14 protein-coding genes and 6 pseudogenes are annotated in these 18,792 nt (G+C 55.3%); 5 read left to right on the top strand and 15 right to left on the bottom strand.

Going from position 1 to position 18,792, the window contains the following annotated elements:
- Positions 1-9: 9 nt before the first annotated feature.
- The 3 genes and pseudogenes from ACQ4OB_RS14905 to ACQ4OB_RS14895 form a co-directional block, all read right to left on the bottom strand.
- A complete protein-coding gene (locus ACQ4OB_RS14905) occupies positions 10-3,492 on the bottom strand; it encodes a Tc toxin subunit A (protein ID WP_430955952.1) in 3,483 nt (1,160 codons plus the stop codon).
- 190 nt (positions 3,493-3,682) lie between these two features.
- On the bottom strand, positions 3,683-4,396 hold the full coding sequence (locus tag ACQ4OB_RS14900; RefSeq protein WP_371916907.1) for a methyl-accepting chemotaxis protein: 714 nt from the start codon (positions 4,394-4,396) through the stop codon (positions 3,683-3,685).
- Between the two features lie 144 nt (positions 4,397-4,540).
- Positions 4,541-5,569 (bottom strand): annotated as a pseudogene (locus tag ACQ4OB_RS14895) (methyl-accepting chemotaxis protein); the annotation flags it as partial.
- Between the two features lie 293 nt (positions 5,570-5,862).
- Between ACQ4OB_RS14895 and ACQ4OB_RS14890 the strand changes: the two are divergent.
- Both ACQ4OB_RS14890 and ACQ4OB_RS14885 read left to right on the top strand, forming a co-directional pair.
- Positions 5,863-6,534, top strand: coding sequence for a histidine phosphatase family protein (locus ACQ4OB_RS14890; RefSeq protein WP_430955951.1), 672 nt, complete (start codon positions 5,863-5,865; stop codon positions 6,532-6,534).
- On the top strand, positions 6,531-7,376 hold the full coding sequence (locus ACQ4OB_RS14885) for a phosphatase PAP2 family protein (protein ID WP_430955950.1): 846 nt from the start codon (positions 6,531-6,533) through the stop codon (positions 7,374-7,376). The genes ACQ4OB_RS14890 and ACQ4OB_RS14885 overlap by 4 nt, the downstream gene beginning before the upstream one ends.
- Here the strand turns inward: ACQ4OB_RS14885 and rimJ are convergent.
- The 3 genes from rimJ to ACQ4OB_RS14870 form a co-directional block, all read right to left on the bottom strand.
- Complete coding sequence (gene rimJ, locus ACQ4OB_RS14880; protein ID WP_074873606.1) at positions 7,289-7,891, bottom strand: ribosomal protein S5-alanine N-acetyltransferase; 603 nt, start codon at positions 7,889-7,891, stop codon at positions 7,289-7,291. The two genes, ACQ4OB_RS14885 and rimJ, sit on opposite strands and share 88 nt — an antisense overlap.
- A gap of 212 nt (positions 7,892-8,103) precedes the next feature.
- Positions 8,104-9,510, bottom strand: coding sequence for a DUF2252 domain-containing protein (locus ACQ4OB_RS14875; protein ID WP_430955949.1), 1,407 nt, complete (start codon positions 9,508-9,510; stop codon positions 8,104-8,106).
- Between the two features lie 129 nt (positions 9,511-9,639).
- A complete protein-coding gene (locus tag ACQ4OB_RS14870) occupies positions 9,640-10,563 on the bottom strand; it encodes a hypothetical protein (protein ID WP_430955948.1) in 924 nt (307 codons plus the stop codon).
- A gap of 156 nt (positions 10,564-10,719) precedes the next feature.
- Here ACQ4OB_RS14870 and ACQ4OB_RS14865 point away from each other — a divergent pair.
- A pseudogene (locus tag ACQ4OB_RS14865) lies at positions 10,720-11,019 on the top strand (DUF411 domain-containing protein); the annotation flags it as partial.
- A 145-nt stretch (positions 11,020-11,164) separates the two neighbouring features.
- On the opposite strand, the gene ACQ4OB_RS14860 reads toward ACQ4OB_RS14865, so the two are convergent.
- The 8 genes and pseudogenes from ACQ4OB_RS14860 to ACQ4OB_RS14825 form a co-directional block, all read right to left on the bottom strand.
- A complete protein-coding gene (locus ACQ4OB_RS14860; protein WP_430955947.1) occupies positions 11,165-11,470 on the bottom strand; it encodes a DUF2933 domain-containing protein in 306 nt (101 codons plus the stop codon).
- 156 nt (positions 11,471-11,626) lie between these two features.
- Positions 11,627-11,845, bottom strand: coding sequence for a hypothetical protein (locus tag ACQ4OB_RS14855; protein ID WP_074873614.1), 219 nt, complete (start codon positions 11,843-11,845; stop codon positions 11,627-11,629).
- The gene (locus ACQ4OB_RS14850) at positions 11,842-14,088 is read right to left on the bottom strand and encodes a heavy metal translocating P-type ATPase (protein ID WP_235864991.1); all 2,247 of its coding nucleotides are present in this window, start codon (positions 14,086-14,088) and stop codon (positions 11,842-11,844) included. Before ACQ4OB_RS14850 ends, ACQ4OB_RS14855 begins: the two co-directional genes overlap by 4 nt.
- Entirely contained in the window at positions 14,051-14,320 is a 270-nt protein-coding gene (locus ACQ4OB_RS14845; protein ID WP_074873618.1) for a DUF5676 family membrane protein, read from the bottom strand. The genes ACQ4OB_RS14850 and ACQ4OB_RS14845 overlap by 38 nt, the downstream gene beginning before the upstream one ends.
- Positions 14,317-15,003 (bottom strand): methyltransferase family protein, encoded by a 687-nt coding sequence (locus ACQ4OB_RS14840; RefSeq protein WP_430955946.1) that lies wholly within the window; start codon positions 15,001-15,003, stop codon positions 14,317-14,319. Before ACQ4OB_RS14840 ends, ACQ4OB_RS14845 begins: the two co-directional genes overlap by 4 nt.
- A gap of 36 nt (positions 15,004-15,039) precedes the next feature.
- Positions 15,040-15,093 (bottom strand): annotated as a pseudogene (locus ACQ4OB_RS14835) (hypothetical protein); the annotation flags it as partial.
- Between the two features lie 88 nt (positions 15,094-15,181).
- Positions 15,182-15,589, bottom strand: a complete 408-nt coding sequence (locus ACQ4OB_RS14830; RefSeq protein WP_074873622.1) for a hypothetical protein — start codon at positions 15,587-15,589, stop codon at positions 15,182-15,184.
- 653 nt (positions 15,590-16,242) lie between these two features.
- Positions 16,243-16,684 (bottom strand): annotated as a pseudogene (locus tag ACQ4OB_RS14825) (tyrosine-type recombinase/integrase); the annotation flags it as partial.
- Between ACQ4OB_RS14825 and ACQ4OB_RS14820 the strand changes: the two are divergent.
- Positions 16,684-16,884, top strand: a pseudogene (locus ACQ4OB_RS14820) (phage integrase central domain-containing protein); the annotation flags it as partial. The pseudogenes ACQ4OB_RS14825 and ACQ4OB_RS14820 overlap by 1 nt on opposite strands.
- Here the strand turns inward: ACQ4OB_RS14820 and ACQ4OB_RS14815 are convergent.
- Positions 16,882-17,136, bottom strand: a pseudogene (locus ACQ4OB_RS14815) (Arm DNA-binding domain-containing protein); the annotation flags it as partial. The pseudogenes ACQ4OB_RS14820 and ACQ4OB_RS14815 overlap by 3 nt on opposite strands.
- Before the next feature lie 755 nt (positions 17,137-17,891).
- Here ACQ4OB_RS14815 and ACQ4OB_RS14810 point away from each other — a divergent pair.
- Positions 17,892-18,590: a GIY-YIG nuclease family protein gene (locus ACQ4OB_RS14810; protein ID WP_430955945.1), complete on the top strand. Its 699-nt coding sequence runs from the start codon at positions 17,892-17,894 to the stop codon at positions 18,588-18,590.
- The last annotated feature ends 202 nt before the right edge of the window (positions 18,591-18,792 follow it).

The raw sequence follows: 18,792 nt of genomic DNA, 5'->3' as shown, positions 1-18,792 counted from the left end.
GTAGTGGGATCAACGACTAGTAGCCATGACGGCTTCACCGATTTTTTTCCAGTCGTCTGTTGTGCTGTTGTTGTTCAGGGCAGTGGCGTCAAGCAGTGAACCCGTTGTCAGGCCTGTGGCTTTACAGGTTGTGTAGCAACGCATGACCCAATCCAGGTCTTTCACGGTTCGAGCTTGCTGATGTGTCAGTGTTGCTGTCAGCACGGTAACTTGCTCGGTTGTCCAGTTCAGCAAGCCGGCCAGCAAGCTGTTTTTTTCGGCTGTGGTGGCTTCCGAGTTGGCGAATTTCAAATAGCTCAGAACATTCTCTTCAGGGTATTGATGGGTGGTCATCCCATGATTGAAACGATCCAGAAGATACAAACTGCTCAATGTAAGCGTCAGTTTCTGCGTCGTGTCCGACGGCTCCAACCAGTCGGGGTGTTCCAGGAACAAGTGCAGGGCGCTTCTGCTCAGGTGCAACTGAACGGCAGCCTCGGCATGGCGCAGTACCTTGGGCAGCGATTTGGAAAGTTTTGTTAAGTATGATTCGTTATTCGCATCGTCTTGCGTCGCGATCAGGATCTCGTAGGCCGATGTATTGGCCCATACCAGCACACCCTTTGCACTGTTCATGGGAAGTTGACAGGTTTCCTGTAAAAGCTGTTCGACCAGGTGCAATTGTCGGTCATGGGCAAGTAGCAGCAGGTCTTTAAGCTTCTTCTGGCAGTCGTCTTTGAGCCTGGCGTTTTCGGCAGCGTCGATGTTCAGTACCAGTGGCGCTATGACGCTCTGCAGCACATCAACCAGCTTTTTCGGTACATCGTCTGTGATGGTGGGTGCGAAGTTCTTCACCAGGCCGTTGGCGTCAAGCAACGTGCTGGCCATTAGAGACCACCACGTTGAATCTTCTGGTAGCTTTGGTAGCGACAGCGCATTTATCTCCGCAGTAGTTATCTTGTGCTGGTCAGAATCTTTCTTCAGTTTGGTGAGGTGCTGCTGCATGTTCTGCAATGCATGATCATTGCTGTTCGTGGTGCTCAGGAGGAGGTGTTTCAGCTTGGGGATGGTGTAGACGGATTCACTGAGCCAATTTGTGATCCAGTCCAATTGCATCAGTACATCAAGCATATTGGAGGGATCAGGCCTCAGGGGCTCAGTCTGTTGCAGCTGGGTGTTGAAGAGCGGAAGTACTATATCGCTGCCACTGAGCTCAGTCCTTGTAAGGGTCACCCAAGAAGCATCTCGCTTGATAAGTTCATCGAAATTACCGTGGATCACCTTGATTCCACACCCCGCCAGAGAGACCACGCTATTCGGGGCGGCAGTAACAATGCCGTAGATACTGATCGTGGCAACTTTATCCGAGCCGGAAAGGGCGGGAAACAACACTGAAAACGCATTGACGGTATCTGTGTTGGCGAACCATGAAGTACTTGTTTTCAGTGTTGAGCCTGGCAGGAGCGTGGGGAGGTAGCCATGATAGAACTGCCCAGGCAAGTGAAAGCGTGCGACCACTTCAACACTCATATTGCCTTCGCGGGCAGTCACTTTTAGTGTGCGAATGTTATCGATTGGATTCGTCAGGCAACTCGTCACGCTTTCACCTCCCAACAAGGTAGCCAGCGTTGTGCAGTCGGCGATCGAGATACCGAACATTCGAGCGATCCGCGCTTGTCTGTAGATTGAGGACAAGGTGTCCAAGGCAACCTTGAGAGAGCCAAGGTGTTTCTGCGTGTTCTTTACGACCTTCAATAGTGAGTCCTCGGCCAAGGGCAGACCAAGGCTGGCACTCAAGTGTTGGAGGACCGTGTGCGATGCCTTATCAGTATCATCGGTCGAGAATGACCGACCATCGAGTGCAAGATGTTTTTCAAAAAGACGGGTTTGATTGAATACTCTGTCGAACAAGGAAACTTGATCGCCGATAGCATAGGGGGATAGCTGATAAAGTACAGCCGCGAACTCGTCGGCGTTAATAGAGTATCGACGCTTTAAATGGCGATAGACCCCTAGGGTACGCAGGGTATGAGTGTCGAGATGCATATCGTGATTAATGGGCGTCGACGAGTTGAACGCGCTGATGATCAGGGTATCCAGTTCGACGAAAGAAATATCCAGCCAGCGTTGCAGGCGGATCATTCGTTGCATGCGTTGGAGTCGCTCATATGACGTAGCGGTAATCTCCTTGGCGACGACTTTCATGTTGTCAATGATGTTGCTGAAGGAAGGACCGTGGACGTAACGAGCTCCATACAGTCCGTCAAGTGCAATGGGCGTTGGATAATTGCTGGAGAGGCGGGGGGAGTTTTTGCCTTGCGCAAGCAGTGCTTCAAGTTGCTCTGCGTTCAACCCGGTGTGCTTCAGAAAGGTGTCAAGATCCTTCAGGCTGTTTTTTTTTGCAGTGCCATAGATTTTTTTCCAATAGTTATCCGAGGGGGTGGCTATCAGGTCTTCGATCAACAAATCCTGCTGTTTTGGACTTAGTCCAGACATCAGCTGTTGTGCGACACTCGGGGTGGAGTTCCTTATCTGGCCATACTTAAAGTTGACTGTCTGTGTGAGCGGAAGGTGTGTTGTGATGCGGTAGTTCAGTTCGCCCAGCGACGGTTTTTCCCCACTGAGTCCTAACAGGCATTGATGATGGGAAATTTCATAGGGCAGAGCGAAGGGGTAACTTCGTAACGCCAGTAGCTCATACGTGGATTTTTCTTTATCGGGGCCGTCCTTCATCGCCTCCTTAATGTTTTTTTCCAAGAGGTCGTTGACTATTTTGAGCATCGGCTGTGGGGTGAAAGTGTTGTGCTGGTCAATTACTAACTCCGCGAGTTCCGGCCGTCGCGTTTTCAAACGTATCCGGTTGTCGGTTGGAGTTTTAGCTTTTGTTTTTTTATCTGTTTCTTTTTCTTTTTCTTTTTCTGTTTTAGTTTCTTTTTCTGTTTCTGTTTCTGTTTCTGTTTCTGTTTTAGTTTCTGTTTCTGTTTTTTCTTCTTTTTCTGTTTTAACCGCAATTTCAGTTTTTGATTGCGAGGCACTCATTTCCAGTTGTTCGGCAAATAAATAGAGCGCTCTAAGATAAGCGACAGGCGAGTCGATGGATGCGATCGAATCGATTTTGCAAGAGTCGTCCCAGTTTTCCTTGAACAGGTTGGTGTAAGTGGGACCTTCTTTCTCGACCGCGCGAATGCCTGCCGGGTGCCAGCGGTGTTGGGGTTCCCCTGAGGATAATTGTTTCTCCCGATACAGATGGCTGATCTGGGCGGCAAGGCATTTGGCATCGTTGTAGAACTTGACGAGGCTGGCGCTGGAGATGACCAGCGGTTTTGCATATTTGCTCTTGAACTCATTCTCGACTTTTTCCTTAAAGCCGTTTTCGGTAAGTCGGGTAATGTCGAATACAGAGGTGAACTTCAGTTTGTCTTTAAATAATTCTTCCAGTTCCGTTTGTTTTTCGGGGGTGAGGGGCTTGATAAGGGATTTGATAAGGGACTGCAGTAGCGGGTATTTTTCCATGCCGATGAACACTCCTATAAGTGGAGTATCGACATTACTGCGTGTTGCAATTGAGCTCTGTCAGCTCTTTAAGGTGCGACGCAGGGAAAAGACGTCGCTGGCTCGGGAAGGGGGCCTATCGACCTGTAGGATTTCGACACACAGCGCTCCCCCAACCAGCACGATGGCTGAAAGGGGAGCGAGCAGGTTTTTAGACCCGGAAGTGGCTGACCATCTGCTGCAACTGACTGCCCAACCGCGCCAGTTCAACACTGGACGCCGCCGTTTCGTCGCTGGCGGCGGCGGTCTGTTCGGACACGTCGCGCACGTTGATGATGCTGCGGCTGATCTCTTCGGCGACGGCGCTTTGCTGCTCGGCGGCGGCAGCGATCTGCTGGTTCATCGACTGGATGTTGGACACCGTGCGGGTGATGTTTTCCAGTGACACGCCAGCCTTGCGGGTCAGCGCGACGCTGCTGTCGGTCAGGGCGCGGCTGTTGTTCATCACGGCGGACACTTGTTGCGTGCCGTTCTGCAGACCGGCCACCAGGCCTTCGATTTCTTCAGTGGACTTCTGCGTGCGCTGAGCCAGGCCACGGACTTCGTCGGCCACCACCGCAAAGCCACGACCGGCTTCACCGGCACGGGCCGCTTCGATGGCGGCGTTGAGCGCCAGCAGGTTGGTCTGTTCGGCCACGGCCTTGATCACGTCCATGACGCTGCCGATCTTGTCGCTTTCCTGTTGCAGCACACTCATGGCTTCGGTGGAGCGCGCCACTTCGGTGGCCAAGCGTTCGATCTGGGCGATGGCTTCGTTGACCACCTTGTCGCCTTCACGAGCTTCGCCGTCAGCAGCGGCGGCCGCCTGGGAGGCTTCTTCGGCATTGCGCGCGACTTCCTGCACGGTGGCCGTCATCTCGTGCATGGCGGTGGCCACTTGATCGGTTTCGATCTTCTGGCTATTGACCCCGGCGCTGGTTTGCTCGGTTACGGCGGACAGTTCTTCGGCAGCGCTGGCGATCTGGGTGACGCCGTCGCGGATGCCGCTGATCAAGTCGCGCAAGGTTACGCCCATGCGAGCGATGCCCTGTTGCAGCACGCCGAGTTCGTCGCGGCGCGTCACTTTGACGTCCTGGGACAGGTCGCCGCTGGCGATGCGTTCAACCACGGCCAGGGTGTCGCGCAGCGGGCCGGTAATCTGACGGGTGATGATCACGGCAGCGATGATGCCCACCAGCAACGCCAGCAAGGTGCTGATCAGTTGCAGGGTGCGAGCCTGGGCGCTTTCGGCGTCACGGCGGTCGAGCTGGATCTGATACAGCTGGTCGCTCAGGGTCACGATAGCCGCACCCTGCTCGGTCATTTCCTTGCGCGCCTGCACCGCATCGCTGTTCGCCGCTTTATAAGCCTGCAAGGCGCTGCGGTAGTTGCTCAGTGCGGTTTCCAGCTGACGCAGGGCGTCTTGCTGAGTGTCGGCGAAATGCACGTTGAGAGGTTTCAGGCTGGCGATGGCCAGGTCCAGTTGGCCGATGGCTTTTTGTTCGGTCTCGGCGTTAGTGGTCGCGGTGTAGCCGCGCACTTCGTAGCGGGCCAGCAAGAAGGCTTCCTTGGCTGCCGTGATGGCCTGGAATTGTTCGAAGCGTTGGTCGCTCAGCGGCATTTGCTGCACGGCGGTATTGATGGCGTTGATCAGCGTATTCGCGGTCTCGGCATTGGCGCCCATGGTGTCGCGCGCGCTGTTACCGGTGCGGTACGCGCTGCGCATTTTGTTCAGGGACGTCTTGTAGGCGTCGATGACGGCGCCTTGCTCTTTGAGCAGCTTGAGGTTTTCCGGGCTCTTGAACTTCACCAGCAGCGCCTGTTGCTGAGTGGAGAAGGCCTCGAGCGTGGTCTGGACGTTCTGCGCGGCGGTTTCGTCGCCATTGGTCAGCATGTATTGCAGGCGAACCACGCGCAGCTTGGTCAGGCCGGCATTGAGCTGGGTGATATCGCTCATCCAGTTGCTGCGGTCAATCAACCCGCCCAGGCTTGTCCAGCCGGTCAGGGCGAGGACGCAGGTCAGGGCCAGGACCAGGCCGAACCCCAAGCCCAGCTTCATGTTCACGCTGATATTGCCGAGCCAGCTATTCATCAAAAATCCTCCAGGAACGTTGTGCTTCTAGATCGTCGGTTGGCTGGAAGATTGTTGTTTTTGGTCGCCAGCAAGGTGTGTAGCAGGACTGTATCGGCAGCAATTGCGAGAGCTGAATGGTTTTTGTAAGGCGGATATGTAACAAGACCTTCGTGCGGTCTTAAGCTTTTTTTCACATGAGTTTCACCGGCTGCCGACGCCAGCCTCTCTAATCTCGCGGCATCGAATGACAGTGATGCGTGCCGGCGAGGCGGTTTGATGTGGAATTGAGACTGAGTCTGTTCGGGATAAAACGCTCGATTGATCTGAGCCGTTTTGCCCGCTATCGCAATGCGGCGGTCGTGGTCGCCTCGGTGCTGTTGGTGATTCCGCTCACTATGTGGTTGTTGCAGCCGGCCGCTGTACCGGATCTGGCCCACGGCAATGTGGCTGGCGCCCGGGCGTTGGCGGCCAATTGGGCCAAGGGCGACGTTATCGTGCTGGTGCGTCACGTCGAACGCTGCGATCACTCCAGCGCCGCCTGCCTGAGCGGTAACGATGGCATCACCGATCGCTCTCGCGGCGTCGCGGTGGGTGTTGGTGCGCAATTCGAACGACTGGGACTGAACAGGGCTGACATCTACAACAGCCCGGTCATCCGTACAGCGCAGACCGCTGGCTACATGTTCAACAAGGTCGGGGGCGGGGAAGACTGGTTGATCAATTGCAGGGGCACCATGCTGCGTGACGCGCTGGCGCACAAGGTGGCCGGGCGAAACCTGATTCTGGTGACCCACAGCGAATGCATGTCGCAACTGGAGAAAGACCTCAAGTTGCCGGCCTCTACGCTGGGCTACGGCGCGTCTTTGTTTATCTCCGCCGAAACGCCCCAGGCACCTCGCATGCTCGGTTTCATCGAAGCCTCGGACTGGCGCTCGGTGACCGTTAAATGAATTCACTTTCTGGGTCTTCCCGTTACCGCTTTTACTGGGTGAACTTCGGCATTCCGCTGGCCTGTGCGGTCGTGGTTTTCCTGCTGTTCGACCTGACCAAAATCGACATCGCGTTCAATGATCTCTTTTACGACCCGGTCACGCAGACGTTTCCGCTGGATCATGTCCACCTGTTCGAAAAGATCACCCATAAATGGGCGAGGATCATCCCGAACTGGACCGGAGAGTTAGCGATTGTCGGCGCCTTGCTGTCGTTTCTCTGGCCGCGTCTGAAGGCCGAAAAACATTCGAAAATCATCGCGTTCCTGGAAAAGATCAAAGTTGCGCCAGTGCTTCGGTTTGCCAGCAAGCACCGTCGGGATTTCCTCTACGTGGTGTTTGCGTTCTCCATCAGCACCGGGGTGATCCACTACCTCAAGAGCCACACCAGCGTGTACTGCCCGATTGAAACGACCCAGTACGGTGGGAAAATCGAGCACAAGGAGTGGTATGAGAATTTTGATCTGTTGAAAGTCGCGGGTGACGGGCGCTGCTGGCCGGGCGGACATGCTTCGGGCGGCTTCACCCTGCTGGCTTTGTACTTCGTGGCACGTCGTTACCGCTGGCGCTATTCCAAAACGGTGATGTACGGCTCGCTGCTGCTCGGTTTCGTCTATGGCACGACGCGGGTTCTGCAAGGCTGGCACTACATGTCCCACACCTTCTGGGCGGGGATCTTCGTATGGCTGGCGTGTTTGCTGACAGCGTTGGCGTTCTATGGGCGAGCGCGGCTGGAGCAACCGCTGGACCAGCGCTCTTCCGGCGTTTCAAAGCGATCATTGATCAACGCCGTCAACACATGATCCTGCCAGCGCCCGGCGATACTCAGGTAGGCCTTGGCATAGCCCTCACGTTCAAATCCCAGGCGCTCCAGCAGCCGCGCACTGCGTTCATTGCCCGGGATGTAATTGGCCATGATCCGGTGCAGTTTCTGCTCATCGAACATGTAGCCGATTCCCGCTTCGAGTGCTTCCTGCATCAAGCCCTGGCCCTGATGAGATTCGTCGATGTGGTAACCGAGATAGCAGGCTTGAAATGCCCCGCGAGTGATGCCGCTGAAGTTGCACGCGCCGATCATCTGGCCGTTGTGCGGATCCAGCAACGCGAAATGCACCGCCAGACCCGCCTGGAAAGCGCTGGCTTGCACTTCAAGGCGCGGGCGGATGCGTTCAGGGCTGTGGTAATCGACGGGGCGAATCGGCGACCACCGGGCGAGATGCCTCAGGTTGCGCCGGTAGAACTCGCTTTCCAGCGCCGCCTGTTCAGGGTCGAGCACTGCCAGCGTCAAGCGTTTACAGGGCAGGGAAAGCAGCGGCATAAGGGGCTCCGGTTCACGGGGATCGTCGCGCAAGCATTGCGTGGCCAGCGGGAAAACACAACAAAACCGCAGGCAAAAAAAAGCCCGCGGGAGGGCGGGCAAACCGTAGTTTCTTGAATGAGCGAGCGCAATGTACCCGTTGCTGAAAGGTCGTGGGGTGAAGAAAAATTCATGTCGATGAGTGCTCGCCGCTTCACGCCCGTGAGACTCACCTACGGCAAATGATCCGCCGCAAAGTCCGCTTCCGATCGCGCCCGCAAACGGCCCTTGCGGCAGGCCTGCTGGAATCGTTCGAAGTCGCGGTCATTCTGCGCGGTATAGCTTTGCGCATACTTGAACAACGCGTCGGCCAGCGCATCGCTCTTGCCGATGTAGCCGCTGATGTGTGCGGCGTTACCCGACGATTTTGCGTGGGCGCGGGCCAACGCGCGACCACAAACGCGGCCGTAGGCGGCGAAGGTTTCAGCGTCGAACGTCTCGAGTTCCGCCGAGACTTTCATGTCGCGCAACTGGCGCACATAGAAGTGTCGACCGCTGGGGCCGGTGGTCCAGCCAAGGAACAGGTCACTGGCCGATTGCATCAACCGTTGGCCATCGACCACGCGCTGACCGTTATGCCGCACTCGCGATTTAGTCTTCACATAACTGGCAAGCACCGAACGACGGGCCTCCTTGAACTGCAGGAACAGCGGGAACTCCTGATCGTCGGTCAGCAGTGCCACCAGGCATCGCGTCCCGACACTGCCCACACCGACCACTTTGAACGCCATGTCCTGAACGTGAAAACGCGCCAACAGCTCGCGACGGTCGGCTTGCAGCGTGCCGGGGTAATCGCGCATAAACGCGTCGTAAAGCGCACGCCAGTTCGACAGGCGCAGCCAGTCGTCGTCGGCATCCAGCAGCGTGGAGTTTTCGTGTAAATGGAAAATTTCCGGCAGGTCATCGCGAATGACCAGACGGCCCTGTGCGTCACGTTCACTGATTTTCGGTAGCAGTTCAGCATGGGTACGCCGTTCAGCTTTTTCGATGGCGCGCTCTACATGCTCCAGGGTCGCTTTGCTCGCTTGTTGCCGCAGATCGCGGTAGCTGATGGACTCGTACCAGGTTTCCATGGCGCTTTGTTCGGTGCATTCGAGCATGGTCTGCTGGTAGGCGCCGACCACTTGGCGGCAGACCGTTTCTTCGACCGTGTCGCCATGACGCAGGTCGCGCGCCGCCACCACGAAACTTGCCACCAGCCGTTTCAAGTCCCACTCCCAAGGGCCGGGATGGGCTTCGTCGAAATCGCTGATGCTGAACAGCAGATTGCGCTCCGGCGTTGCAAAACCGCCGAAGTTCATCAGATGACTGTCGCCGCAGATCGGCGATACCAGACCCATGCTGGGAGTTGCGGCCAAGTCGTGGGCTTGCAGCAGCGCGTTGCCGCGGTAGAAGGTGAACGGCGAGACCAGCATGCGGCCGTAGCGCAACTCGACCAGTGACTTGATGCGGCCTTCACTGGACGTTTTGATCAGCGGCAGCGGGTCGCGATTTATTTTCCCCAGGGCTGCCTGCGAACCGCGGGAGCAGTTCTTGCGAGCATCCTTGCCTTGCTTCAAGCGGTCTTTGAGGGTGGTCATGGGGGCTCGTTTGATGAGTGTTTTCGAACGTGTGAGAGATGAGTGTAGAAGGGCTTCGGATCCGCATCCGAAGTGTTTGGGCTTTGGCCGTGGGGGCGAAACGGGATCAATTCACCAACGAGCAATCCTTCAATACTCAGTCGTCCCCAAAGCCCTCAAAACCCACCCGGCCTCACCAGGCATCAAGGTGTACTGAACCTGCCGAATTTTCCCCGTCCTGCCCGCATCGGCATCCGTGCTGTCATAAACCGGGAACCGCTGCACCAACGCATTTTCCACCACGGCAAACTCATCTTCGCCCTGGTAGCCCACCGCTGTTTTCGGGTTCTCGCTGACAGGTGGCAGATAAATCTCGCTAAGCGACTTCTTGCGGTTGGCAGCGTAAGCAATGAGCTCGCCGGGCATCCCGCGCCCCGGAGACCTGATGAACACGTAAATCTCTGGGGAGCCATTGCGATCAAGGTCGGCGACCTCGGCTCGGACGATGGTGCCGGTGAGGGGGCGTACGATCTCTGAGTTATCGATTTCCAGACCTTGGGGCGCAATGTGTAGAGCGCGATTTCCATCGACCGACACACTCTTCACATGAAAACCAATGCCCTGCAATTCAAGTGTCTGGTCGAACGGCTGATTGCTGTTCGTCGCATCACCGGCGCTCAGGCTTAATGAAAGGCTGTAGTTGGCCACTTCATTGCGCCGAGCGGCGTTGCGCATCAGGTATACCTGAACCGTGTATTCGCCATCGGCGGGCAAGGGGCCCAAAAAGTGATTGCCCATGATCGATCCGTTAAAGAGCGCATAGTCCGCACCTTTCGCGGTGATATTGAAGTAGGCAGAGGCGTTGGAAGACTTGAAGTCCACGGTCATCATCTGGCCGGCCTTCGCGTTCAGACGGTACTGCGCGGTGAGCGGGCCTTTGATGGAATGGGCGAACTTTACAGTGTCGGAGCCCTTTTTGAAGGCGACCTGCTCGACATGAGGGGCGATCTCGGTGGCGGCGTGTACATGCACCGAAACCATGACGGCCAGGACGGCTGCGATCCATATGTTCATGTTGATCTTCCTGAGTGAAGTTGTTGCTCAAGTGGTTGCAGGTGCACCGCAGCATAGGAGCCGTAGGAATGTTTTGCCGGGTGATGGTGATGCTGCCTGCAGAATTGATCAAACCCCAGATGCAACAAAGCCCGCACTTGGCGGTAATGCTGTTCATTTAAGGTTTGTGACCATTTAGAAACCAACATTAGCGCCGTCAAGAAAGCTCTCGGTGTTGCTCCACGACTCTCGTCCTGCCACACAGCAATGATCAATGGAAAGTTTGTTGAAGGTCACGTGCCCGCCGAGCAAATCATTGCGATGAGCAAACGTGACGACCTTCTCGGGATCGCCGTTCATGGCATGCCGGCTGGATCTCCAGGCATGGAAGTCAACGGGAAACATGATGCTTACCGGGTAATCGGCTTGTCCAAAGCAGGCGCAGACCAGGTCATTGCTGTATACCCCGGAAACTAATCTGGCTCCTCAATCCTGTCCCGCATGGTTAGCGACATAGCCATGACGCACGCAGTTCGAGGTGAACATCGACGATAACTCTGCACCTTCAGTCTCAGCTATGAATGGAGATTGCCTGTCAACGGATCAAATGTGGACGATCGGGTTACTTCGTCTTGTTATCGGGTAGACCATCGTGGTCATGCTCCTGGCTATTGCGAGCGCTGGTGTGCTGATGGCCACAGCAACTGTCATGCTCACCACTTTCACCATGCTCATGTCCGCCATGCCCATGCCCACGGTGCATGAAAAAATGCATCAGTGGACAGGCCAGTAGTAGCAGGAATGGCAGATACGGAAGAACGTGAGCCCTGTGTTCGGTGAACAGGAAATAACCGGCGATGGCCAGGAAGCCTAAAAAGTACCAGTTAGTTCCCCTCGCGCGGTGCTGGGGCAAGTTATGTTGATTCATGATGGCACTCCTTGGAGGGAACGGGAGGGACGGCTATAACGTAAGGCCACTTCCAATTCTGCTTAAGCGCTATCGTAGATGTGAGCATAGCGAGCCAGAGCATCGGTTTATGTGTCCAATGCGTTGGATATTTAGGGCGGTGAGTCGCATAAAGCATCAAGGCAGATTCTTCCTTTTCAGTTGCCGATGAGCCTCGGCCATGTCCTTATCAAATTGGCGCATGCCGCGAAAAAGTTGCACCCCGACCAAGACCGGGCACAGCAGGAAAATTGCTGCTATGGCGAACGATTTGCCGGTCAGCCCCAACAGGTAAACCACCGTTGCAATGCCCACAATACTCACCAAAAGACAGATAATTAAAACTTCGCGGTTCATGATTTAGCCTCCTGACTCAAGCCAATGCGGGCACGCTTCAGCAGCGCGGAGTTGGCGATTACCGATAGGGAGCTGAGTGCCATTGCGGCGGCAGCGATGATGGGATTAAGCAGTCCAAAGGCCGCGATTGGAATGCCGATACTGTTGTAGATGAATGCCCAGAACAGGTTTTGTTTGATCTTGACCATGGTTGCGCGCGACAGCTTGATCGCGTTGACCACGTCGCGTACATCGTTCTTGAGCAAGATGATGCCGCCGGTTTCCTTCGCTACATCGGAACCCGAGCCAATGGCGATGCCAATGTCAGCGGTGGCCAGTGCCGGTGCATCGTTGACACCATCGCCCACCATGGCCACGACCTGCCCTTCGCTTTGCAATTGACGGATCACTGCGACCTTGTCGTCCGGCAAGACCTCGGCAATCACTCGCTCAATGCCGACCTGTCGCGCGACTGCTTCGGCAGTACGGTGGTTGTCACCGCTCAGAAGCACGACCTTGATGCCGCTTGCCTGCAATGCCGCAACGGCTTCAGCCGCTTCGGGTTTAATGGTGTCGGCCACCGCAATCACCCCAACCAAACGGTCGTCGACACCGACCAGCATGGCGGTCTTGCCATCGGCTTCCAGGCGGATGAGGTGCTCCTCGGCCGCCTCGGTTGCAATGCCTTGGCGGGCGAATAAACGCCGATTGCCCAGCCAGATTTTGCGACTGTCGATACTGCCTTCGATGCCGTGACCGGCGATGCCATTGATGCCGGTCGCTTTCGGCAGGCTGATGTCGCGATGCCGGGCGGCGCGCACTATCGCAGCTCCCAGCGGATGTTCTGAACCGGACTCCACGGCGGCAGCGAGCTTCAAGACCTCGTTTTCCGACGCTGTGCCGAACGAAATCACGTCGGTTACATTGGGTTCGCCTCGGGTAATGGTGCCGGTTTTGTCGAACACCACCGTACTCAGTTTTTCTGCCCGCTCCAGTACTTCGCCGCCCCGGATAAGGATGCCGTTATCAGCCCCCTTGCCAACACCGACCATTAACGCGGCGGGCGTCGCCACGCCGAGTGCGCAGGGACAGGAAATGATCAGAACCGCGATAAAGGCCAACAGCCCCTGCGGGAAATTCCCCGCAAGAGACCAGCCGACCAGCGCCAACAGCGCGACGGCCACCACCGCAGGCACAAAATAGCCAGTGACCTGATCGGCCAAGCGCTGGATCTGCGCGGTGCTGCTCTGTGCCTCCTCGACCATCCTGATGATCTGCGCCAGTGCGGTATCGGCACCGATCCTGCTCGCCTTGAAAGTGAGCACACCACTGCCATTGAGCGTACCTCCGATCACCGGACTGCCCGGGTGTTTGTCGACCGGCATCGACTCGCCGGTCAGCATGGACTCATCTACCGTTGACTGACCGTCACTGACATCGCCATCGGTAGGGATTTTTTCGCCTGGCTTGACTATCAGGAACTCGCCGGCCATGACGCTTTCAGCGGGCAAGTCGACTTCTTGCCCGTCACGAATCACATGCGCGATCGCCGGTTTGAGATCGAGTAAGCGCCGTACTGCGGCCGAGGACTTTTTCTTGATGATCTCCTCCATGTACCTACCCAGCAGTACGAAGGCGATGATGACCGCCGACACTTCGAAATAGACGTCGCGCTCGGCCACCTTCACCGGCAGGACGTCGGGGAAGAACAGCACCGCGACACTGTAGAAATAGGCGACCGATGTGCCGAGGGCGATCAGGAAATCCATGTTGATGTTACGGGTGCGAATGGCGTTCCACGCCCCCTTGTAGAAACTCCAGCCACCGATGAACTGCACCGGAGTGACCAACAGGAAAAGCCATATACCCCAAGTGAACCAAGGGAGCGCAGGGATCGGTACCCAAGTCAGTAGCGTGGCACCGGCGGCCAGCGCGATGAAGGCGCCCGCACGCAAAAGCGCCAGGGCCAGTACACCGGTGAGGGCGATAGTCACGCGGGTTTTCATCGCCTTCAGTTCTCTTTCTGGCGACTCGAAGGTGCGCAGGCAGGTATCGCTGCAAAAGTAATAGCTGCGCCCACCACGTTCCCGTGACAACGCTGTGGTCTTATCGACCATCATTCCGCAGATCGGATCTTTCGCCATGTTCCCTGATGCAAACGCCGGCTGGTGCTGGCTATGCTGCATGTGTGATTCGTTCATCACTGTCTCCTGCCTGAAGCGGCTATCAAGACTTGCCACAGAGCTTGCCGGACAGCCAGGCAAACAAGGTGCCGACTATCGCGCCCCATACGGTCAAGACCAGCAGTGGCCCGACGAAAGCCGTTAACCCGTAGTCTTGCGGGGCTTGAAGACGACCAAAGTCGAGTCCATGGAACAAGGCGTTGAGAAAAGCGATACCTTGCGCCGGCCATAGCGCATAGAGCAGCGCACAGACCGTGTAGGAAATGGCCATGGTCAGGGCCAGAGCAATGCCGGTTTTCCAGGGAGCGTTCATGATTGTTTTCCTGAACTGGGAGGCGCGTCAGTAGGGATGTCGGGACTGCGGGGGGTTGACCAGGGCAGGAACGCCGGCGTCTGTTCGCAGTAAGTGCGGTAGGCATCGCCGAAGTGCGCAAGCATCTCCCGTTCTTCCCGCTTCGCGAGCTTGGCGTAGACGAACAGGAGGATTGGAAACATCACCAGGGTGATCAATGTCGGCCACTGCAATAGAAAGCCGAACATGATCAGCACGAAGCCAACGTACTGCGGGTGACGGATCCGCGCATAAGGCCCGTCGAGCGCGAGTTGCCCAGTACTTTGGGCCTTGTAGAGCACCCGCCACGCGGCCGCCAATAACCAGAAGCCGCCAGCGACCAGCAAGTTGCTGATAATGTGAAATGGCCCCCAGTGCGGGTTGACCTTCCAGCCCAGAACGGTTTCGAGCAAATGCCCTGCATCGTGCGAGAGGAAGTCGATACCGGGGAAGTTGCGAGTGAGCCAGGGCATCAACAGGTAGATCGTCAGCGGGAAACCGTACATCTCGGTAAACAGAGCCACCAGGAACGCCGAGAACATGCCGAAGGAGCGCCAATCGCGACTCGTCTTCGGCCGGACGAAGCTGAAGGCGAACAAGATAAACACCAGTGAGTTGATGATGACCAGCGACCAGAGACCGTAGGCCGATTCGGTATGGTTCATGGTAGGTACTCCTCTTTGCCGCGTGTGTTTGCTGTTCGCCTTTTGCTGATGGTCGCCGTGGTCATGGGGCATAAACAGGTGCACAAGTGGGCAGGCTCAACACACATCAGACGGGTGCGATCTGCGTTAACCCAGCCAGCACCAGCCCCATGTGATGTGCCGCAGCGCTACTGCACATTTACTTTTTTATTGGCATTTCCATCATCGACGACTGCTGCTCCATCATCTGCATCATCATGCCCATCATTCCTTTGCCTGCGCCGTCCTTAGCTCCAGACATGCCCATACAACCCATTGCACTCTGCTCCTTGCCCATCATGGCCATGCTGTCCTTCATCACTTTCATGCCTTCTTGCATGGCGGCTTGGCGTTCAACAGGCGTTTTAGCCGATGCCGCTTTGTCATGTGCTGCCTGCATTTTCTGCATTTGCTCGGTCATGGCTTTTGTCATGTCCGTCGATGCGGAGGCTGTGTTCTCGGCTGAGTCAACGGGTGCATCGGCTGGATGATGCGCATCCTCGGCAGAGGCAATGAGTGCGCTGCTAGCCAAGATGGCAGCTAGAACGAATTTAGAATGCATTTGCATGGTGAACTCCTGAGATTGTGGGAGGTAAGCAGGAATAACCGAGCCGCAAAAAAGCGACGCAGCAGGACAGAGCAATCAGTGCTCTGTCACTCTGAGGCAGGGGGGGTTAATCGTTGAAACGGACGAAAGTCAGGCGGGCTGGGACTTTCGGTGGGGCGGGGCGCTTCAGCACAAGAGTGGCGAAGGAGGTTTTTTTCTCAGGGGCAAGCACCCACATTACTACTGCAGCAGTTAACAGTAAAAGAACGGCCCACTGGATAGGATCCAACGCAGGAATCTGCGCTGCAGGTTTTATCGCCGTGGCAGTGTCCTCACAGTTTTGAAGGCAACCACTGGTGTGGAGAGCATGACCATCCACTACATGCTGCTCGGCATGGTGTGGCGCGGCTATATTGTGATTCGGTTGCACCAGACAACCCTGGATTGCCATCACGGCCACAGCTAGCACCCATCCCACAAGGATGAGGTGTAATAGGCTTTGGCGGTGACGGCGGAACCAGTACATGAAGTACACCCTCGACTTATTACGTCGTATTGATTTTCAGTCTAGCTAGCAAAGCCAAGGAGAGGTTGATCAAAATCAAACTAATGGATGGTTCGATGTTGAGGTCAAGGCTCGCCTTGAATCGGTGGTGAACGGAGACTTCATGCTCAGCAGCCTCGATCAGTTCCGGATCCCAGCCATGCTCATTCAGGATGGTGCTGGCCATGGAGCGCATGCCGTGGCTGACCAAGCGGTCTTGGAAACCCATACGTTTCAACGCCATGTTGGCAGTCTGGCTATTGGCGTGGGTACGTGGATTTCTGTCCGACGGAAACACGTACTGCCTGTGGCCGCTGTGGGACTTGTGTGCCTCCAGCAGCGCGAGTGCCTGTTCAGACAATGGGATGTTATGCGGGCGACGTTTTTTCATGCGCTCCGGGGGGGGATGGTCCAGATCCGTCTGTCGAAGTCGATGTCTACCCATCGGGTGGTTACCGCTTCGGCAGGACGGGTCATGGTGTGCAACTGCCATTCGAACAGGCAGCGGGTCGTTCTTTTGATTGTGGCGTTGGCAATTTCAGCATGAGCTCCGGAAGCTCATCAGGTAATAGCGATAGATCCCAAGGTGCAACGCAACATTCAGAACGAAGCCAAGCGAGCGGAGACAGAACACACATTCGAGAACGTTGCTGCCGCTTGGTTTGAGCTGAAGAAGGACTCCGTCACCCCCAGCGTACGCCGAGGACATTTGGCGGTCGCTCACACTGCATGTATTCCGGACCTGAAAACAACGCCGCTTTCGAAAATTTCCTTGTGCAAGTAGCTCACGTGCCTCAACGACTTTCTTTCGAGCGTTCGCCAACGAGAGCTCTGGATAAGTGCCCAGTCCCATGTTGATACGGTTCTTGGTTATCGGATCGCGGTAGTTGAAGTTCCACAGCATTGAGCCGTTGCTCCTGACCCGGAGGCGCAGGCCGTCACCATCGCTGAGGACGTAATCGTTGGCTTTAGCTTTGACTGCCTTGAACTGGCGGTCGGAAAGGCGGAGGGCTGGAGCAGGCATGAGAGCTACCTCTGACACCATTTTGGTATCCCCCAAAAAGCACCGGATGCCTTGGAAAATCATTGGGAATACCAAACCGCCTGGAACTCAGAAACTCTCCAAAGCTCCCATAAGCGCTGAAAGCCCCGTATTTACTGGATTTCAGGCACAAAAAAAGACGTCCGTGGACGTCTTTAGATGATGAAGTGGTGGGCCGGGGTAATTTGAATCAGTTTGGTAGCCTATTGATTTATAACAGTAATGTCGGGTTTTATTTTTAGTTGGAATACCAATTGGAATACCGTGCGAAATTGCACTCCACTTGGCCACCCACTTGCATTCGATCTGACCACCGATTGCATCGGAGTTGACCAGCGCGCTTCGTAACCATGATCGGCAGGGAACTGCCCATAGCTGCCAGTTGCAACAGGCAGAAAACGGCCATGAGCTGCCAGTCGAGCCGGGTTATCTTCGGCGAGAAACTGACCATAGCCGCGATTGCAGCATGTGTTTCCAATCGGCTGAGCTAACCTTACCGTCAGTCAAACGTCCCGCGCAAAAGGAAATGGCGCCATGGTGTCTACCCGTATCACTCTCTTCCCCGTCGCAGACACCGCACCGCAGAATGGCGGAAAAAAATTGTCAAAAAAATACGACGTTTTCATTTCCGGTAAGTTTTCACACCTGGCGAAAGCGCATCTAATAGGCTCAGACGCTTAGCGTTCAACAAGGAACGTGAGGCACTGTGAAATGGATCTAATCGGAGATTAAGTATTGTGACATCGTATGACGAGCAATCAGAGCAACAATCACCAGTACGAGGCTTCATATACCTTCTATCGAATCTGGCGATTCCTCACCACGTGAAGATTGGTCAATCTAGAATTAGCCCATTTGATCGAGCAGAAAACCTATATACAACAGGTGTTCCAGAACCATTCAAAGTTGAGCGCGCTTGGTATGTAGAGAACCCATACTCGGTTGAACAAGAAGTTCACGCACTCCTCGCAAATACGCGTAGCTCTGGCGGAAATAGAGAATTTTTTGAAGTCTCGATCGCTGAGGCTATTTCAAACATAGAAGACGTCGTATCCACCAAGCTTGTACAAGAGGTATATTTTTCATCTGAGTCGTCGCTTGCAAAATTAAATTCTGCACTGAGGATAGAGGACCAATTAAAGAAAACTATTTCTTCCCTGTCAGATCAACTGACTTCTGAGCAACAGAAAAACATGAGTATTTCATCGCGAATGAAGACACTTGATGAAAAGCTTGTTAGATATACCGAGGCATACGAAAAAATCGGAATGGTCGATAAGATCATTGAGGAGCGAAATAGGTATAGGGATCGGTATCAAGCTGCAACCAATCAAGCGATGGCCTACGCCATGGAATACGAAAAGTTCCTACTGAATCTTGGTGGTCGATATGCATTTTGGGCTGAAGAACAGGCTAAGAAGAGGCCGCAGTTGTAGGTAAACTGGTGGATGTGCCGCTGCACACACACAACCCGGCTTAAATTTGGATACGTTACGGCAACAGATACGAGTCGTTAACCGCCATCGCTTAATAATTTTAAGGCGCCGAAAAGGCGCCTTTTTTCATCACCGAGGCGGAGTAAAAATCCAATCGTAACCGTCTGCTTTTGGCCGATTTCTGCCCCTCACGGATGGCCGC

This window comes from Pseudomonas sp. ES4 (assembly GCF_050586665.1).
In the GTDB taxonomy this organism is placed as follows: Bacteria; Pseudomonadota; Gammaproteobacteria; order Pseudomonadales; family Pseudomonadaceae; genus Aquipseudomonas; species Aquipseudomonas frederiksbergensis.
This window is presented reverse-complemented; position numbering and strand designations above follow the sequence as displayed.